17 protein-coding genes are annotated in these 14,841 nt (G+C 65.8%); 4 read left to right on the top strand and 13 right to left on the bottom strand.

Going from position 1 to position 14,841, the window contains the following annotated elements:
* Positions 1-52 precede the first annotated feature (52 nt).
* Entirely contained in the window at positions 53-700 is a 648-nt protein-coding gene (locus QOL68_RS16300; protein WP_058454798.1) for a hypothetical protein, read from the top strand.
* 22 nt (positions 701-722) lie between these two features.
* Here the strand turns inward: QOL68_RS16300 and QOL68_RS16295 are convergent, their stop codons facing one another.
* From QOL68_RS16295 to QOL68_RS16245, 11 genes are all read right to left on the bottom strand, one after another.
* Positions 723-1,262 carry a 3-hydroxyanthranilate 3,4-dioxygenase gene (locus QOL68_RS16295; protein ID WP_058454799.1) on the bottom strand — a complete coding sequence of 180 codons (540 nt, stop codon included), beginning with the start codon at positions 1,260-1,262 and terminating at the stop codon, positions 723-725.
* A 4-nt stretch (positions 1,263-1,266) separates the two neighbouring features.
* Positions 1,267-1,695: a RidA family protein gene (locus QOL68_RS16290; protein ID WP_058454800.1), complete on the bottom strand. Its 429-nt coding sequence runs from the start codon at positions 1,693-1,695 to the stop codon at positions 1,267-1,269.
* Complete coding sequence (locus tag QOL68_RS16285; RefSeq protein ID WP_282950110.1) at positions 1,692-2,471, bottom strand: 2-keto-4-pentenoate hydratase; 780 nt, start codon at positions 2,469-2,471, stop codon at positions 1,692-1,694. The genes QOL68_RS16290 and QOL68_RS16285 overlap by 4 nt, the downstream gene beginning before the upstream one ends.
* Before the next feature lie 9 nt (positions 2,472-2,480).
* Positions 2,481-3,974: a 2-hydroxymuconic semialdehyde dehydrogenase gene (locus QOL68_RS16280; RefSeq protein ID WP_282950109.1), complete on the bottom strand. Its 1,494-nt coding sequence runs from the start codon at positions 3,972-3,974 to the stop codon at positions 2,481-2,483.
* Entirely contained in the window at positions 3,971-4,798 is an 828-nt protein-coding gene (locus tag QOL68_RS16275) for an alpha/beta fold hydrolase (RefSeq protein WP_282950108.1), read from the bottom strand. Before QOL68_RS16275 ends, QOL68_RS16280 begins: the two co-directional genes overlap by 4 nt.
* Positions 4,798-5,547 carry an ABC transporter ATP-binding protein gene (locus tag QOL68_RS16270; protein ID WP_282950107.1) on the bottom strand — a complete coding sequence of 250 codons (750 nt, stop codon included), beginning with the start codon at positions 5,545-5,547 and terminating at the stop codon, positions 4,798-4,800. The genes QOL68_RS16275 and QOL68_RS16270 overlap by 1 nt, the downstream gene beginning before the upstream one ends.
* Positions 5,544-6,296: an ABC transporter permease gene (locus QOL68_RS16265; RefSeq protein WP_282950106.1), complete on the bottom strand. Its 753-nt coding sequence runs from the start codon at positions 6,294-6,296 to the stop codon at positions 5,544-5,546. Before QOL68_RS16265 ends, QOL68_RS16270 begins: the two co-directional genes overlap by 4 nt.
* Positions 6,293-6,862 (bottom strand): VOC family protein, encoded by a 570-nt coding sequence (locus QOL68_RS16260; protein ID WP_282950105.1) that lies wholly within the window; start codon positions 6,860-6,862, stop codon positions 6,293-6,295. The genes QOL68_RS16265 and QOL68_RS16260 overlap by 4 nt, the downstream gene beginning before the upstream one ends.
* Positions 6,859-7,899 carry an ABC transporter substrate-binding protein gene (locus tag QOL68_RS16255; RefSeq protein ID WP_282950104.1) on the bottom strand — a complete coding sequence of 347 codons (1,041 nt, stop codon included), beginning with the start codon at positions 7,897-7,899 and terminating at the stop codon, positions 6,859-6,861. The genes QOL68_RS16260 and QOL68_RS16255 overlap by 4 nt, the downstream gene beginning before the upstream one ends.
* 5 nt (positions 7,900-7,904) lie before the next feature.
* A complete protein-coding gene (locus QOL68_RS16250) occupies positions 7,905-8,819 on the bottom strand; it encodes a fumarylacetoacetate hydrolase family protein (protein ID WP_282950103.1) in 915 nt (304 codons plus the stop codon).
* A gap of 168 nt (positions 8,820-8,987) precedes the next feature.
* Positions 8,988-9,815: a sulfite exporter TauE/SafE family protein gene (locus tag QOL68_RS16245; RefSeq protein WP_282950102.1), complete on the bottom strand. Its 828-nt coding sequence runs from the start codon at positions 9,813-9,815 to the stop codon at positions 8,988-8,990.
* 174 nt (positions 9,816-9,989) lie between these two features.
* Between QOL68_RS16245 and QOL68_RS16240 the strand changes: the two genes are divergently transcribed.
* Together QOL68_RS16240 and QOL68_RS16235 are read left to right on the top strand one after the other, a co-directional pair.
* Complete coding sequence (locus QOL68_RS16240) at positions 9,990-10,793, top strand: aspartate dehydrogenase (protein ID WP_282950101.1); 804 nt, start codon at positions 9,990-9,992, stop codon at positions 10,791-10,793.
* Positions 10,794-10,806: 13 nt separating this feature from the next.
* Positions 10,807-11,253 carry a VOC family protein gene (locus QOL68_RS16235; protein ID WP_058454809.1) on the top strand — a complete coding sequence of 149 codons (447 nt, stop codon included), beginning with the start codon at positions 10,807-10,809 and terminating at the stop codon, positions 11,251-11,253.
* A gap of 78 nt (positions 11,254-11,331) precedes the next feature.
* Here the strand turns inward: QOL68_RS16235 and QOL68_RS16230 are convergent, their stop codons facing one another.
* A complete protein-coding gene (locus QOL68_RS16230) occupies positions 11,332-12,348 on the bottom strand; it encodes an amidohydrolase family protein (RefSeq protein ID WP_282950100.1) in 1,017 nt (338 codons plus the stop codon).
* 161 nt (positions 12,349-12,509) lie between these two features.
* Between QOL68_RS16230 and QOL68_RS16225 the strand changes: the two genes are divergently transcribed.
* A complete protein-coding gene (locus tag QOL68_RS16225; RefSeq protein WP_058454810.1) occupies positions 12,510-13,502 on the top strand; it encodes a LysR family transcriptional regulator in 993 nt (330 codons plus the stop codon).
* Here QOL68_RS16225 and QOL68_RS16220 read toward each other — a convergent pair.
* Positions 13,454-14,836 (bottom strand): amino acid permease, encoded by a 1,383-nt coding sequence (locus QOL68_RS16220; RefSeq protein ID WP_282950099.1) that lies wholly within the window; start codon positions 14,834-14,836, stop codon positions 13,454-13,456. The two genes, QOL68_RS16225 and QOL68_RS16220, sit on opposite strands and share 49 nt — an antisense overlap.
* Positions 14,837-14,841 lie beyond the last annotated feature (5 nt).

Genomic DNA, 14,841 nt, shown 5'->3' with positions numbered 1-14,841 from the left:
GGCAAGTGGAAAGGGGCTGGCGCGATGCCGTCGCCGCGCGCAGTATCGCACCATGCGCCAGCTTCTCCTCGCCATCGCTCTTCTCGCCGCTCCAGCGATCGCACAGGACAACGCCTTCGTCGGCGAATATGGCATCGCAGAAGGGCCCGACGTCGGCGGCGGGCTGCTGATCCGCGGCGACGGCCGCTTCCAATATGCGCTCGCGGCAGGCGCGCTGGACGAACGCGCCGAGGGACGCTGGGAGGCGCGGGGCGACGGCATCTGTCTGACGACCGAACCCAAGCCGGTGCCGCCGGCCTTCGAGAAGGGGGTGCCGATCGCGGTCGAGGGCGCCATCCCCACCCTCCTCGTCACCTGGCCGAACGGCGAAGGCATTCCGGGAGTCGATTTTCGTATCGGGTTCGACAGCGGCGATCCCGCCGAAGGCTATACCCAATATTATGGCTGGACGATGCCCGAAGACGACCATCGCTTGCCGCGCTGGGTCGAGGTGAGCGAGCCGATCCACGGCGTTACCGCACCGCGCTTCGAGCTGTCCGGCGCCGACCGCGGGAAGCTTCGCCTGACGCTAATCCCCAATGATATCGGCGTCGTCGATATGGAGAGTGCATGCGTCGAAAAAACGGATCGCGGCGTCGTCCTGCACCGCAGGGACGGCGACATCCGTTTCGTGCGATTGGGGAGCGAGAGAGGCGAATAAGTGATGGCGTTCGCCCTCGTCGTCAGCCCTCGGCGCGCGCGCCATGTTTGCCGGGGTGGACCGTTCCGCAGTGCCCGCAGGTCCGCAGGTCCTCACTGGCATAAAAGGCCTCGAACAGGGGGGGCAGGTCGCGCACGATACTCTGGAGCTGGACCTCGACGCGGTGGACGATGTGGCCGCAATCGTCGCAATACCATTGGAAGGCGTCGACCATTCCGTCGGGCCGCTTGCGCTCGATGACGAGCCCTACGCTCCCTGCGACCGGGCGCTGCGGCGAGTGCGGGACATGCGGCGGCAGCAGGAAGATGTCGCCCTCGCGGATCGGCATGTCCTTCGGCCCCTCGTCGGTCCACAGCCGCAGGTTCATGTCGCCTTCGATCTGGTAGAAAAACTCCTCGAGCGGATCGTCGTGATAGTCGGTGCGCTGGTTGGGACCGCCGACGACGGTGACGATGAAATCGGCGTCCTCCCAGATTTGCGTATTACCGACAGGCGGCTTCAGCACGTCGCGATGCGCCTCGATCCACTCGCGGAAGTTGAAGGGCAATCCATAGGTCAGCATGGTGTCATCCTTTAGGGGGGCGCGGAATGAAGGCGGTCGCCTTGATCTCGATCAGCAAATGCGGGTGCGGAAGCTGATGGACAGCGACGGTAGTGCGCGCGGGGCCGGCCTCATCGAAATATTCGGCATAGACGCCGTTGTAGCCGCCGAAATCGTTCATGTTGACGAGGAAGCTGGTCACGTCGACGACATCGGCAAGCGAGCCGCCCGCGTCGGCGAGGATCGCGCCGATATTCTCGATCACCGCGCGCGTCTGTTCGGCGATGTCGAGGCTGACCGTTCCGAACTCGTCGGCCGATGCGCCTGCGAAGCTGTTGTCCGGGCGGCGCGAACTGGTGCCCGACACGAACACGAAATCGCCCGCGCGGCGATAGTGCGGAAAACGCCCGCGCGGGCGCGCCTTGCCCGGAATCACCCGTCCTTCGCTGCTCATGCCGCATCCCCCTCGATGATGAACCCTACCCGGCCGAGGTGGCCCGCGTCGAGCGACACGGTGCGTGCCGAACCGATCGCCGCTGCTGCGGTCGCCCCGCCCAGCATCACCGTCCAGCCGGGCTGGAGGATCAGCCCCTCCGCATCCGCCAGTCGCGCCGCGGCGATGAGCGATCGGACCGGATCGCCGAGGATTGCCGCGCTCGTGCCGGTTTCGGCGACGGCTTCATCGACGCGCATCACCATCGCCACATCGGACACGTCGGTATCGGCGGAAAGCCATGGCCCGACGACGAAGGCCGAGGAAGACGCATTGTCGGCGACGACATCGCCGAGCGCGAAGCGGAAATTCTCGTAGCGGCTGTCGATGATCTCGAGCGCCGCAGCGACCGCATCGACCGCCGCGAACGCCTCCTCGCGCGACACCTCGCCCGACAGCGGCACCTTCAGCCGCACCGCGACCTCGGGCTCGACGCGCGGGTGGATGAAGCGTGCGCGGTTGATCGTCGCGCCGTTGGTGACGACCATGTCGGAGGTCAGCCGGCCCCATATCTGGTCCTTGAGCCCCATCTGCGCCATCTTGGCTTCGCTGGTGAAGCCCATCTTGACGCCAACCAGCGTCGCGCCGCGCGCGAGGCGATGATCGATCGCGGCGCGCTGGATGGCATAGGCCTCGGCGAGCGGCAATTCGCCCCCCTCGCCCGTGATTTGCGGGATCGCCCTCGCCTGCCTTGCGGCATCGTCGAGCCTTGCAGCGATTGCGGCAATGTCTGCCATACTTTCCTCTTACAGTTTTACGCAGATATTGGTCGGCTCCGAATAGAAGCCCAGCGAATGTTCGCCGCCTTCGCGCCCGATGCCCGAGAGCTTCATCCCGCCGAAGGGTGTGCGGAGGTCGCGCAGGAACCATTCGTTGACCCAGACGATCCCCGTTTCCATCTGCGCCGCGACGCGGTGCGCGCGCCCGACGTCGCGCGTCCAGATCGCCGCGGCGAGACCATAGTCGGTGTCGTTGGCGAGCTCGATCGCCTCGTCCTCGCGGTCGAAGGGTGCGATGTGGCAGACGGGACCGAAAATCTCCTCGCGCACGCAGCGCGCATCGGGCCCGAGCCCGGTCAGGATCGTCGGTTCGACGAACGCCCCGCCTGCGAGCGCGCCGGGCAACGCGGGGATCCCGCCGCCCGCAACAATCGTCGCTCCTTCCTGACGCGCGAGCGCATAATAGCCGAGCACCTTCTCGCGATGCCCGTGCGAGATCAGCGGCCCCATGTCGGCGCCCGACCAGGGATCGCCGACGGTGAGCGCCTTCGCGCGTTCGGCGAGCGCGTCGACGAAGCGGTCGAAGATCGGCCGCTCGACATAGACGCGCTCGGTGCAGAGGCACACTTGCCCGCAGTTCGAGAAGACCGAGCGCACCGTCCCCGCGACCGCCTCGTCGAAATCGCAGTCGGCGAAGACGAGCGCGGCATTCTTGCCCCCGAGTTCGAACGACACGGGTTTCACGCCCGCAGCCGCGACGCGCATGATCGCACCGCCGGTGGCGGACTCACCGGTGAAGGTGATCGCGTCGATATCGGGATTCGCGGTCAGCCATTCCCCCGTCGACCCTGCACCAAAACCGTGAACGAGGTTGAAGACCCCCGGCGGCACGCCCGCCGCATCCATCACCTCGGCGAGCAGGGTCGCGGTCGAGGGCGTTTCCTCGCTCGGCTTCACCACGACGACATTGCCGCACGCGAGAGCGGGCGCGACCTTCCATGTCATAAGGAGCAGCGGCAGGTTCCAGGGCGAAACGATCGCGACCACGCCCAGCGGCCGCGCGATCGCATAGTTGATCGCGCTGCGTCCATCGGGAAGGTCGGTGCGAAAGCTCGGCATCGCGCGCGCCTCGGCGATCGCGGCGAAGGCTCGGAAATTGGCGGCGCCGCGCGGAATGTCGATCGTGCGCGCCTGATGCAGCGACTTGCCGGTGTCGGCGATCTCGGCAGCGGCGAATTCGTCGAAGCGCGCCTCGATCCCCTCGGCAACGCGGACGAGCAGCTTGCAGCGCTCGGCCTGCGACATTCTGCCCCACGGCCCCTTGAGCGCCGCGCGCCCGGCGGCGACGGCGCGGTCCACGAGGTCGCGGCTCGCGAGCGATACGCGGGCCGCGACGCTGCCATCGACAGGGTTCACATTGTCGAACCAGCCGTCGCCCTCGACGAAGGCGCCATCGACATAGTTCAGCACCGGGCGCTCAGAGAAGGGGTAGGCAGCGACGGGATAGGCGGCGCCGGTCATGCCGCACCCCCGACCGGAACATAGCCCGCGGCATTGCTATGCGCAGCGCCTGCCGTGCCGATATGGCCGGCCATCTGGAGCAGCGACAATATGGTGTCGTTGAACTGCATCGGCGCTTCGAGGAAAGCCGAATGACCCGCGTCATTGACCTCGACGAGGAAGGAACCAGGCACTTCGGCCTGCGCGAGTCGCACCGCCTCGATCGGGAAAAGGATGTCGTCGACGCCCGCAAGGAAGAGGATCGGGAAGCCCTTGCCGCTGAGCTCGGCGGCAGGACGCGCATCGAAGCTGCCGGTCAGGCTGTGCCGGTCGACGGCGTTGAAGCTCGCGATCTGGCGATAGAGCACCGCCAGCTCGGGTGGCGCCCCCGCCCCGAGCACGCGTTCTATCTGACCGAGCGGCGCGGTCTTCGCACGCGCCGCGCCCATGATCGCCTTGACCTGCGCGCTTTCGGCAATGCCGTGAAGGCTGTCGCAGATCGCGAGCGCGGCGACGCGGCCGGGCGCGCGGTGCGCGATGCCGATGCAGGTGCCCGCACCCATCGACTGGCCGACGAGCGCCGCCTTCTCCACGCCGAGATGATCGAGCAGCGCGGTCAGATCGTCGACAAAGGCATCGCGCCCGCGTCCGTCGAGATCACGCGACAGCCCGAAGCCGCGATGGTCGAAGGTGATGACCCGGTTCGACCGCGACAGGGCATCGATCTGGCGATACCAGATCGCATGATTGCCGCCGATCCCGTGCGCGAGCACGACCGCCGGGCCGGCCCCATGCGCCTGCCAGTAGATTTCGGCGCCCGCCGTCGCCAGCACACCGCTTTCCATCACGCTACCCCCATCAATTTGCTGAGCCGCACGACATAGTCGCCGAACGCCGGATCCTCGCGCGTGGCGCTGGGATCGCGCGGGCGCGGCAGGTCGATGCGGACATCTTCGATAATCGTCCCGGGCCGCTCCGACATCACGAGCACGCGGTCGGAGAGCAGCACCGCCTCCGAAATGCTGTGGGTGACGAGCAGCACCGTCTTGCGGTCGCGCTGCCAGATGCGGAGCAGTTCCATGTTGAGCCGGTCGCGGGTCAGCGCGTCGAGTGCCCCGAAGGGCTCGTCCATCAGCAAAACCTGCGGGTCGCGGGCGAGCGCCTGCCCGATCGCGACACGGTGACGCATCCCGCCCGAGAGTTCGCTTGGATAGCTCGCTTCGAAGCCGGTGAGACCCAGCGTCTCGACGAGCGCAGCGATCGCCGCTTCGTCGGGACGTTGCGCCTGCCGGTCGAGATCGACGCCGAGCAGCAGATTGTCGCGAACGGTGAGCCAGGGCAGCAGATTCGACGTCTGGAAAACGAACCCCATTTCGGCCGAGGGCGTAGTCACGTCGGCCCCGCCGAAGCGGATATGACCTTGCTCGAAGGGGACCAGCCCCGCGATCAGGCGCAGCAGCGTGCTCTTGCCGCAGCCCGAGGGGCCGAGGATCGAGACGAATTCGGCAGCGCCGATCTCGGCACTAACGTCTTTCAATACCTGGCGGCCGCCGAACAGCTTGCCCGCGCCGGAGAGAGAGATCACCGATTTCATGCTGCGCGCCACCAGATGAAGCGTTCCCAATAGGCGACGCCGTAGAAGAGAAGAAGCGACAGAACGGTCACCGCGATCAGCGCCGCGAAGGTCAAGGTCGTATGCCCCGACCCCGATGCGGTCAGGATCAGGTTGCCGAGCCCGTCGTTCGACCCGACGAATTCGCCGACGACCGCGCCGATCACCGCGAGCGGCATCGCGACCTTGCAGCCGTCGAGGAAGCTTGGCAGCGCGGCGGGAACACGGAGGCGCCAGAAGCTCTGCATCGGGCTGGCGCGGAGCGCGCGGAAATGCTCATCAAGATGCGCAGGCGTGCTCGCCAGCCCGCCCAGCGTCGAAATGATGATCGGGAAGAAGGCGAAGAGAAACGCCATGATCAATTTCGAGGTAAGGCCATAGCCGAACCATACCACGATCAGTGGCGCGAGCCCGATCTTCGGAATGCTCTGGAGCGCGACGAACAGCGGATAGACCGTGCGCTTCGCGGTGCGCGAGAAATGGATCAGCGTCGCAATCGGCACGCCGAGCGCCACCGCGATGAGGAAGCCCCAGAAAACTTCGGTCAGCGTGACGAGGCTCTGCGACAGGATCGCGCCGCGCGATGCCCAAAGCTCGCCGAGGATCGCGCTCGGCGGCGGCAGCAGATAGGATTGGACGCCCGACCAGCGAACGCCATATTCCCATGCCAGCCCGAGAGCCAGGAAAAACCCCGCGCTGGTCGCCGTATCGCGATTCAACCATCTGCTCACGCGTCGCCCTCCCTCTTTTCGGCCGCGTCCAGCAGCGCCTGGATGCGCGCCGGTGGCGGCACGAGGAAGCGATCGAGATGCCAGCGGTCGAAGGTTTCGAGATCCTTCCCGTCCCACACCGACGGCTCATAGGGGCTGTCGGCGGTGATCTGCGTCATGTCGGTGTAGAATTCGACATTGTTGCCGTCGGGGTCGCGGAAGACGAGGAAGCTGTTCGCGCCGGGTCCATGCTTGCCGATGCCGCGGTCGATTATGATCCCGCGCGCGACGAGCATGTCGGCGACCTGCTCCATCTCCTCCAGCGTTTCGAGGCGGTAGGAGAAATGTTCGACCGCCGGATAATGCCCCTCTGGGATATCGGAATGCCCGAGCGGCAGCTGGAGCAGCGCGAGATCATGATGGTCCTCGCCCGCGCGCAGGAAGACCATGATGTGGTCGATCCAGTCGGAGACTTCGAGACCCACGACCTCGGTATAGAAGGCGAGGCTGCGATCGATATCGCGGACCTTGAGGACGAGATGCCCGAGCCGCGTCGGACGCGGACGATAGGAGGCGGGATCGGTCATGGCTGGTTTCCCATCGGAACGAAGGCGTTGGTGAAGAGCTGCGGCGCCTGATCGAAGCCCTGAAGCTGGCCGCTCGCCTGCAGATAGGTGACGGTACGCTCGACCTTTTCGGGCTTCAGGCGATGCGATCCGCCCTCGGCCGCCATCAGCGCCGTGGTCTCGCGGATCTGGCGTTCGGTCACGGCCTCGTCGAGCAGCGGATAATATTTGCGGATGATCGCGAGCGCCGCCTTCGGGTCGCGCGCCGCGTCGGCATAGCCGCGATAGGCGGCCTTCAGAAAGGCGCGCACCATCTCGGGCTCCTTCTCGATCAGCGCATCGCGGGTCGCGAAGCCGCTGCCGTAGACGTCGAGCCCGTAGTCGGCGTAGCCGATGCGCCCGATCGTCACGCCCTTCGCCTTCGCCGCCTTGTCGAACAGCGCAAGCGAATTGCCGAGCCAGCATTCGGCGGCGTCGATCCGTCCCTCGACGAGCGACGAGACGACGATCGCGGGGTCCAGCTGGATCCGTTCGACGCGCGCGGGATCGACGCCATTAGCCGTGAGCCAAGCTGGGAGCAGCGCCTGGATCATCGAGCTTTGCCCCGCACCGAAACGCAGCCCCGCAAGGTCGGCCGGCCTTTCGATCCGGTGGCGTTCCTTGACGAAGCAGGCGCCGGCGGGAAGCCGCATGTTGATACCGCCGATCATCCGTACCTTGCCGCCCTTCGAACGATTGAGCGCGACCGACAGCGGGTCGATATAGGCGAATTCGAACATGCCCTGGTCGAGCTCGTTCGCGGTACGCATCCCGCCAAAACCGCGCGCCGGTTCGACGTTGATCCCCGCTTCGGCGAAATAGCCCTTGTCGATCGCGACGAAGATGCCCGCCATGCTGCCCTGCGGAAGCCAGGCCATGTTGAAGCGTATGCTGCGCGCGCTTTCGGACTGTACGGCGCGCGGCGCGCTGCCACCGAAGGCGCTCCATAGGGTCAGCGCGGCGACCGCCGCGACGACGAGCAGCGGGACGATCAGCGATCGGCGATGGAAGGCGACCATCTCGCTCACCCCCTCGGCAGGTGCGGCGCGGCGACGGGGTTGCGCAGCTCGCCGATCCCCTCGACCCACGCATCCATGACGTCGCCATCCTTCAGGAAGACGCCCCGCCCCATACCGACCCCGGCGGGGGTCCCCGACGCGATCAGGTCGCCGGCACGAAGTTCGAGGATCGTCGAGAGATAGGCGATCTGTTCGTAGATGTTGAAGATCATCTCGGACGTGTTGCCGTCCTGCATCGCCTCGCCATTGACCTTGAGGCCAAGGCGGATGTCGTGCGGATCGCCGAGGCAGTCGCGCGGCACAAACACCGGGCCCAAGGGCGTGAAGCTGTCGAAGCTCTTGCCGCGGAACCAGTCGTGCGAGAAGGGAAAGTCGGTCCGCCGGGTGCGGTCGCGCGCCGACACGTCGTTGACGATCGTATAGCCGGCAATCAGATCGTGGGCGGCATCCACGGCGACATTCTTGCCCGGCTTGCCGAGCACGACACCCAGCTCGACCTCCCAGTCGGGACGCGAGACCTGCGGCGGCACCACGACCGTATCGCCCGGCCCGACAACACTCTCGATCGTCTTCAGGAAGATATAGGGCTCGCTCTCGGCCTTCGCGGCGAGCTTGGTCTGCATTTCCTCGGCATGTTCGATGAAATTCGACGCGGCGGCGAAGATACGGCGCGGCTCGAACGGCGCGACAAGCTTCGGCGCGCCGAGCGCCGCCGAGGAACCGCCCACCGCGCTGGCGAGCGCGAACAAGCCGTCACGGCGCGCGTCCCAGTCGCGGATGATCGTGGTGACGTCCCCCGCAACGGCAGAATAGCCGTGCGCCGCCGCGGCATCGACGAGATCGTGAAAGGCGTCACCGACCTGGATCGTGGGGCGCGGTCCTTCGGCCGTGGCGCGAGTGGCAAGGGCAAACCGGGTCATGCGTCGATCTTTCTTTCCAGTGGAATGGGCGAACGCCGGCGATGCGCAGCCGAGCGCGATGGCGCCCCCGATCTGCGCGAGCGCGGCGCGGCGATCCAATATGCGTTGCGCATAGAGCGGGCCGATTTTCTTATAGGGCGGGTTTTTCCGGAGCCTGGGCATCGCATCTCACCCGAACGCCCTGAGCAGCATCCGCACCGCGACGACGGTCAGGAACAGGCCGAACATCAGGCTCAACTGCCGCTTCGACAGCGCATGGGCGATCCGTGCGCCGAGCGGTGCCGTCAGGTACGAAACCGGCGCTATGATCGCGAGGCCGATCAGGTTGACATAGCCGAGGCTGCCCGGCGGCAAGCCCTCGACGTTCCAACCGGTAGCGATGAAGACAATGGTCGCGGGCGCGCTGATCAGCAGGCCAAACAGTGCTGCCGTGCCGACTGCGCGGTGGATCGGGAAGTTGAACAATGTCATCACCGGAACGCTGAGCGTGCCGCCGCCGATCCCCATCATGCTGGAGATGCCCCCAATCGCGAAGGGAATGAGCTGCCCGCCCGCGCCGCCCGGCACCGCTTCGGCAATATGCTTGCCCTCAAGCGGCAAGAGCATCTTGATCGCGACGAGCAGCGCAACGATCCCGAACACCGCCGACAGCGTATCGCCCGAGGCGCGCGAGGCCAGGATGACCCCGGCGATCGCGCCTAGAAAGATCGCAATGCCCCAGCGTTTCAGCTGGTCGTGATCGACCGCGCCCTTCGCTTCGTGCGCGCGCGACGAGGAGATGGCAGTGGGGATGATCGTCGCGAGCGAGGTCGCGACGGTAACATGCATCCGAATGTCGGAATCGATCCCGAGCGACGACAGAACGAGGTCGAGAACCGGGACGATCACGATGCCGCCGCCGACGCCGAGCATCCCGGCGATCACGCCGCCCGCTGCTCCGGTGACGAGCATCATCGCCGCCAGCGTCAGCATTTCCCCGTCCAGCATATCGAGCATCGGCTTCCCCCAAAGGTCGGCCTTGCTTTTGCGTCGCACTGCATATGCGGTCAAAGATAGAAATTTGGGTTATATATAATCAAAAATATATAATGAGGCCTATATGGTTTTGGGAATAGGAGGCCGGCCAATCAATATTATCCGGCATATGAGAGACGCCGTAGCGCGGTCGGCATGACACAAGTGGGCATCGCCGGATTCGGCACCATCGGCCGCGTCGTCGCGCGCCATATCGAAGCAGGCGGGCCGCCGCTGACCCTCGCCGCCGTATCCGCGGGCGACCGGGCGCGCGCCGAAGCCGCGATGACCGCGTTGAAACGTCCGGTGCCGGTCGTCGGCACCGAAGAGCTTGTCGCGCTGTCCGACGTTGTCGTCGACAGCGCACCGACGGCCGCCTTTCGCGATATCGCCACCGCGACGCTCGCCGCCGGCAAGACGCTGGTCACGGTCAGCGGCGCGGCGCTGATGCAATGGCCCGAGGCGGTCGATATCGCGCGCGCGCATGGCGGTCGCATCGTCCTTGCCACCGGCGCCCTGCTTGGCCTCGATGCCGTCCGCGCCGCCGCGATCGGCACGATCCACTCGGTGACGATGGTGACGCGCAAGCCGGTAAAGTCACTGGTCAAGGCCGAGCATGTCGTGCGCAACAACATCGACCTCGCCGCCCTCGCCGAACCGCTCAAGATCTTCGAGGGCAGCGCGCGCGAGGGCGCCATCGCCTTTCCCGCCAACGTCAATGTTGCAGCGGCGCTCGGCCTCGCGGGCATCGGCCCCGACCGGACGCGGCTCGAAATCTGGGCCGACCCCGCGCTCGAACGTAACACGCACCGCATCGTCGTCGATTCCGACAGCGCGCGCCTCGAACTCGCGATCGAGAATATTCCCACTGTCGAGAACCCCGGCACCGGCCGGATCACCGCGCAAAGCATCGTCGCGGCGCTCCACGATCTCGTCAGCCCCATCCGCATCGGAACCTAGAAAGGCCAAACCCATGACCACCCGTCTCCGCCACGTCGCGATCGCATCCGCCGACCCCGACAACTCGGTCGGCTTCTTCACCGACGTGCTCGGCTGGACCCTCGCCGGGAAGATCGATAGCCGCAATGCGCGCGGCTATTATGTGACCGACGGCCACATCAATATCGCGCTGCTCTGCTTCAAGAACCGCCCCGCCGCCGGGATGGAGTTTCCCGAGGGCTACACGGGGCTGCACCACATCGGCTTTCAGTGCGACGACATCGCCGCGGTCGTCGAGCGCTTCGAAAATTCGGGCTACGCGCCGCGCCACGACGTCAATCTGGCGCAGGGTCTTGGCAAGAATCCGGCGAAGGACAACGCCGAATACAAGATGACCGGGCCAGAGAATGTGATGGTCGACGTTTCCGAACGCGGCTGGGCCGGGACCGAGAGCTTCAAGGGCGCGCCGCCGGCCGCCTGACAGGCGAGGCCTCCCCCTCGAAACTCGAAGGCCGCCGGAGCATCGCTCCGGCGGCCTTTCCTTGTTCGCTGCTGAGGTTCAAAGATTCAGGAAGGCGCGCGAATTGCCGCTGAAGATCTTCGCCTTCTGTGCCGCGGTCAGCCCGTTATGCCCGCGCACCAGCGCGCCTATGTCCTGCTCGCCGAGCGGAAACGGATGGTCGGAGCCCAGAAGCACGCGATCGTCGCCCATGACGTCGATCAGCAGGCTCAGTGCGCGCGGATCGAAGACCGCTGAATCGACGAAGAAACGGTCGACGTAGCTCGAGGGCGGATTGGGGCAATCGGCGCGGACAATATCGCGATATTTCCACGCATTCTCGACCCGCCCGAGCAGGAAGGCGAAGCTGCCGCCGCCATGGCCGAAACAGATGCGCAGGCTCTTGGGCAAGCGATCGAAAGCACCTGACAGGATCAGCGACAGGATCGACAATTGCGTCTCGGCAGGCATCGCGACGAGCCAGGGCAGCATATATTTGGGCATCCGCTCGCGCGCCATCATGTCCCACGGATGGACCAGCACCGCGGCGCCGATCTCGGCGCAATGCGTCAGGAAGGTCAGGATGCCCTCGTCGTCGAGGTTGCGCAGCCCCATATGGTTGCCGATCTGGACCCCCAGATGACCGCTCTCCATCGCCCGGCTCGCTTCGGCGCACGACAGCTCGATGTCCTGCAAGGGCACCTGCGCCAGCGCCTTCATCCGGCTCGGCGCATGGCTGCAAAAGACCAGCGCCTCGTCGTTGAAGCGGCGCGCGCAGTCGAGCGCCAGACCGGCCGGGCGGCTGTAGCCGAACATGATCGGGGTCGCGCAGATGATCTGGAGGTCGATGCCCTGCTCGTCGAGCGCCTCGACCCGGCGCGCCGGATCCCAGAGAATATCGTCGACCGGGCGGAACTCCTTGTCGCCCTGCATGATGAAGCCCTTCCCCGCCCCATCGTCACGCAGCCAGGGCAGTCCCTCCTCCTGCGCACGCGCGCGATAGGCCGCGTCCATCGCGGGAAAGAAGTGGCTGTGCATGTCGATCACCGCCGCCTGCCTTGCGCCATCGTCCGTCATGATTGTCGCCGCACCCCTGTCCCGTGGTCAGCCCGCCGGTCGCCGATGCGTGCGGGCCATGAGGGTGAGTAACCCCGCTCAGCTATCAACAATAATCCAGAGACTTGCCCACGCTATTACAAAAAGGCTATAGCTGTCCCCAACGGGGCGGGAGATGCGCGATGCCTAAATTTCACGAGAATTTCCTGCTGAGCCGACTGAAGCTGCGCCAGCTACGCCTGCTCACCGCCATCGCCGACGAGGGCACGGTTCTCAAGGGGTCGCAGGCGCTGAACATCGCCCAGCCCGCCGCGACGAAAAGCATCAAGGAGCTGGAGGACGCGCTCGGCGTCCAGCTTTTCGAACGCTCGTCGCGCGGTGTGACCCCGACCGATTTCGGCCGCGTGATGATCAAGCACGCCAAGCTGATCCTCGCCCAGCTCCGCCACGCCAGCGAGGAACTGCAATCGCTGGAGGAAGGCCTGTCGGGGCGCGTCCATGTAGGGACATTGCTCGCGGCCTCGACCTCGCTGCTTCCGCGCGCGCTCGCGCGGCTCCGCGAGCGACGGCCGGGGATCGCGGTGACCGTGGCCGAGGGGACGATCGACCGGCTGATGCCGGGCCTGCGCACCGGCGACATCGATGTCGTCTTGGGACGCCTGCCCGAATATCGCGAGCGCGAGGGACTGAGGCAGGAAGTGCTTTATCTCGACACCGTATCGATCATGGTTCGCGAAGGCCACCCGCTCACGACCCGTGCATCGCTCACCCTCGCCGACCTCGTCGATCAGGCGTGGGTGATGCCGCCGACGCAGACGTCGTTACGTCGCCAGATCGACCAGGCGTTTCGCCACGAAGACCTGGAACCGCCGCTCGACGTGATCGAATCGGTTTCGATCCTGACCAACCATGCGCTGTTGAAAAATACCGACATGCTCGCGGCGATGCCGCATCAGGTGGGCATCGGACAGGCCGGGCTCGTCGCGCTGCCAGTGACGCTCGAAGGCGCGAATTCCAGAATCGGCGCGACGATGCACGCCAATGTCGAGCTATCCGCGGCGGCCGCCTATTTCATGGAGGTCGTCGGTGAGGTCGCTGCGGAGATCCGCGCCGAGCTGGGCCAGGATCAGGACGGGCTCGCCGAGCCGCCCGCCAGTCGCCGCCAGACGAAATAGGCCGCAGTGATCGCGATCAGCCATGGCACGCCCGCGAACACCGCCACCTGCCAATCGGCGTCGATCGCCATCGTCACCGTGATCGCGCCGAGCAGTCCGAGGCCCAATATCTGCGCATAGGGGAAGAATGGCATCCGCACGGGCAAGCTGCTCGCGTCATGCCGGCGCCGGAACCGCAGGTGGCTGACGAGGATCGCGCTCCACACGAGCAGTCCGCCGAAAAGCACAATCCCGAACAGATAGTTATAGGCGTAGGGCGTCAGGATCGACAGCGACGCCGCGGCAAGGATGCCGATGCCGGTGACGATCGTCGCGCGCATCGGCACATGCTGCGCGTTGAGTTCGCCGAACGCGCGCGGCGCATAACCGCCGCGCGCCAGCGAAAAGAGCATCCGCGACCCGAGGTAGATGCTGGTATTCATCGCCGACAGCGCCGCCGAGGCGACGACGAAATTCATGATCCCCGCCGCATAGGGGATGCCCGCACTCGCGAACATCTTCACGAAGGGGCTTTCGGTGACGACCTTCGCCCCCGACTGGGTCCACGGCAGGAAGGCGACAATGATGAAGAGCGCGAGGATGTAGAAGAGGAACAATCGTCCCGCCATCGTGCGCAGCGCGGCAGGAATCGCGGTCTTCGGATCCTTCGCCTCGCTCGCGGTGCCGACCACGAACTCGAGTCCCATGAAGGAGAAGAGCGCCATCAGCACCGCCAGCCATACGCCCGAAAAGCCATTGGGCAGGAAACCGCCGGGAAGCCCGGTCACATTGTGCAGGCCGATCGGATCGCCGACGATCCCGGCGATGCGGCTGAGGCCGACGATGATGAAGGCGACGATCGCCGACACCTTGATCACGGTCAGCCAATATTCGACCGACCCGAAATTATGTACTGCGCGCGTGTTGACCCAGACGACGGTCGCGGCGCTGCCGAGCGCCCACATCCACACCGGCATATCGGGGAACCACCAGCCCATATAGATGCCGACCGCGACCGCTTCGCTGCCGATCAGCAGCATCTGCTGGATCCAGTAGGTATAGCGGACGACGAAACCTGCGAGCGGCCCCAAGTAGATTTCGGCATAGGTGCCGAACGAACCGGCGGTCGGATGGACCACGGCCATTTCGGACAGGCTGAACACCATGATCACCGCGATCAGCGCCGCGATCATATAGCTGACGAGGACGCCCGGCCCGGCATAGCCGATCGCGATCCCCGACCCCATGAACAGGCCGGTGCCGATCGCCCCGCCAAGGCCGATCATGATGATCTGCGCCTTGCTCAGCCCGCGCTCGAGCCCCGCTTCGCGGTCCAGATAAGCCTGTTCATCCATTGTGC

It is taken from the genome of Sphingopyxis sp. Geo25, assembly GCF_949769135.1.
Taxonomy (GTDB): domain Bacteria; phylum Pseudomonadota; class Alphaproteobacteria; order Sphingomonadales; family Sphingomonadaceae; genus Sphingopyxis.
This window is presented reverse-complemented; position numbering and strand designations above follow the sequence as displayed.

Coding starts and splice junctions, on each gene's coding strand:
- QOL68_RS16300 (WP_058454798.1), top strand. CDS start 53: ATGCGCCAGCTTCTCCTCGCCATCGCTCTTCTCGCCGCTCCAGCGATC.
- QOL68_RS16295 (WP_058454799.1), bottom strand. CDS start 1,262: ATGCTGACCTATGGATTGCCCTTCAACTTCCGCGAGTGGATCGAGGCG.
- QOL68_RS16290 (WP_058454800.1), bottom strand. CDS start 1,695: ATGAGCAGCGAAGGACGGGTGATTCCGGGCAAGGCGCGCCCGCGCGGG.
- QOL68_RS16285 (WP_282950110.1), bottom strand. CDS start 2,471: ATGGCAGACATTGCCGCAATCGCTGCAAGGCTCGACGATGCCGCAAGG.
- QOL68_RS16280 (WP_282950109.1), bottom strand. CDS start 3,974: ATGACCGGCGCCGCCTATCCCGTCGCTGCCTACCCCTTCTCTGAGCGC.
- QOL68_RS16275 (WP_282950108.1), bottom strand. CDS start 4,798: ATGGAAAGCGGTGTGCTGGCGACGGCGGGCGCCGAAATCTACTGGCAG.
- QOL68_RS16270 (WP_282950107.1), bottom strand. CDS start 5,547: ATGAAATCGGTGATCTCTCTCTCCGGCGCGGGCAAGCTGTTCGGCGGC.
- QOL68_RS16260 (WP_282950105.1), bottom strand. CDS start 6,862: ATGACCGATCCCGCCTCCTATCGTCCGCGTCCGACGCGGCTCGGGCAT.
- QOL68_RS16255 (WP_282950104.1), bottom strand. CDS start 7,899: ATGGTCGCCTTCCATCGCCGATCGCTGATCGTCCCGCTGCTCGTCGTC.
- QOL68_RS16250 (WP_282950103.1), bottom strand. CDS start 8,819: ATGACCCGGTTTGCCCTTGCCACTCGCGCCACGGCCGAAGGACCGCGC.
- QOL68_RS16245 (WP_282950102.1), bottom strand. CDS start 9,815: ATGCTCGATATGCTGGACGGGGAAATGCTGACGCTGGCGGCGATGATG.
- QOL68_RS16240 (WP_282950101.1), top strand. CDS start 9,990: ATGACACAAGTGGGCATCGCCGGATTCGGCACCATCGGCCGCGTCGTC.
- QOL68_RS16235 (WP_058454809.1), top strand. CDS start 10,807: ATGACCACCCGTCTCCGCCACGTCGCGATCGCATCCGCCGACCCCGAC.
- QOL68_RS16230 (WP_282950100.1), bottom strand. CDS start 12,348: ATGACGGACGATGGCGCAAGGCAGGCGGCGGTGATCGACATGCACAGC.
- QOL68_RS16225 (WP_058454810.1), top strand. CDS start 12,510: ATGCCTAAATTTCACGAGAATTTCCTGCTGAGCCGACTGAAGCTGCGC.
- QOL68_RS16220 (WP_282950099.1), bottom strand. CDS start 14,836: ATGGATGAACAGGCTTATCTGGACCGCGAAGCGGGGCTCGAGCGCGGG.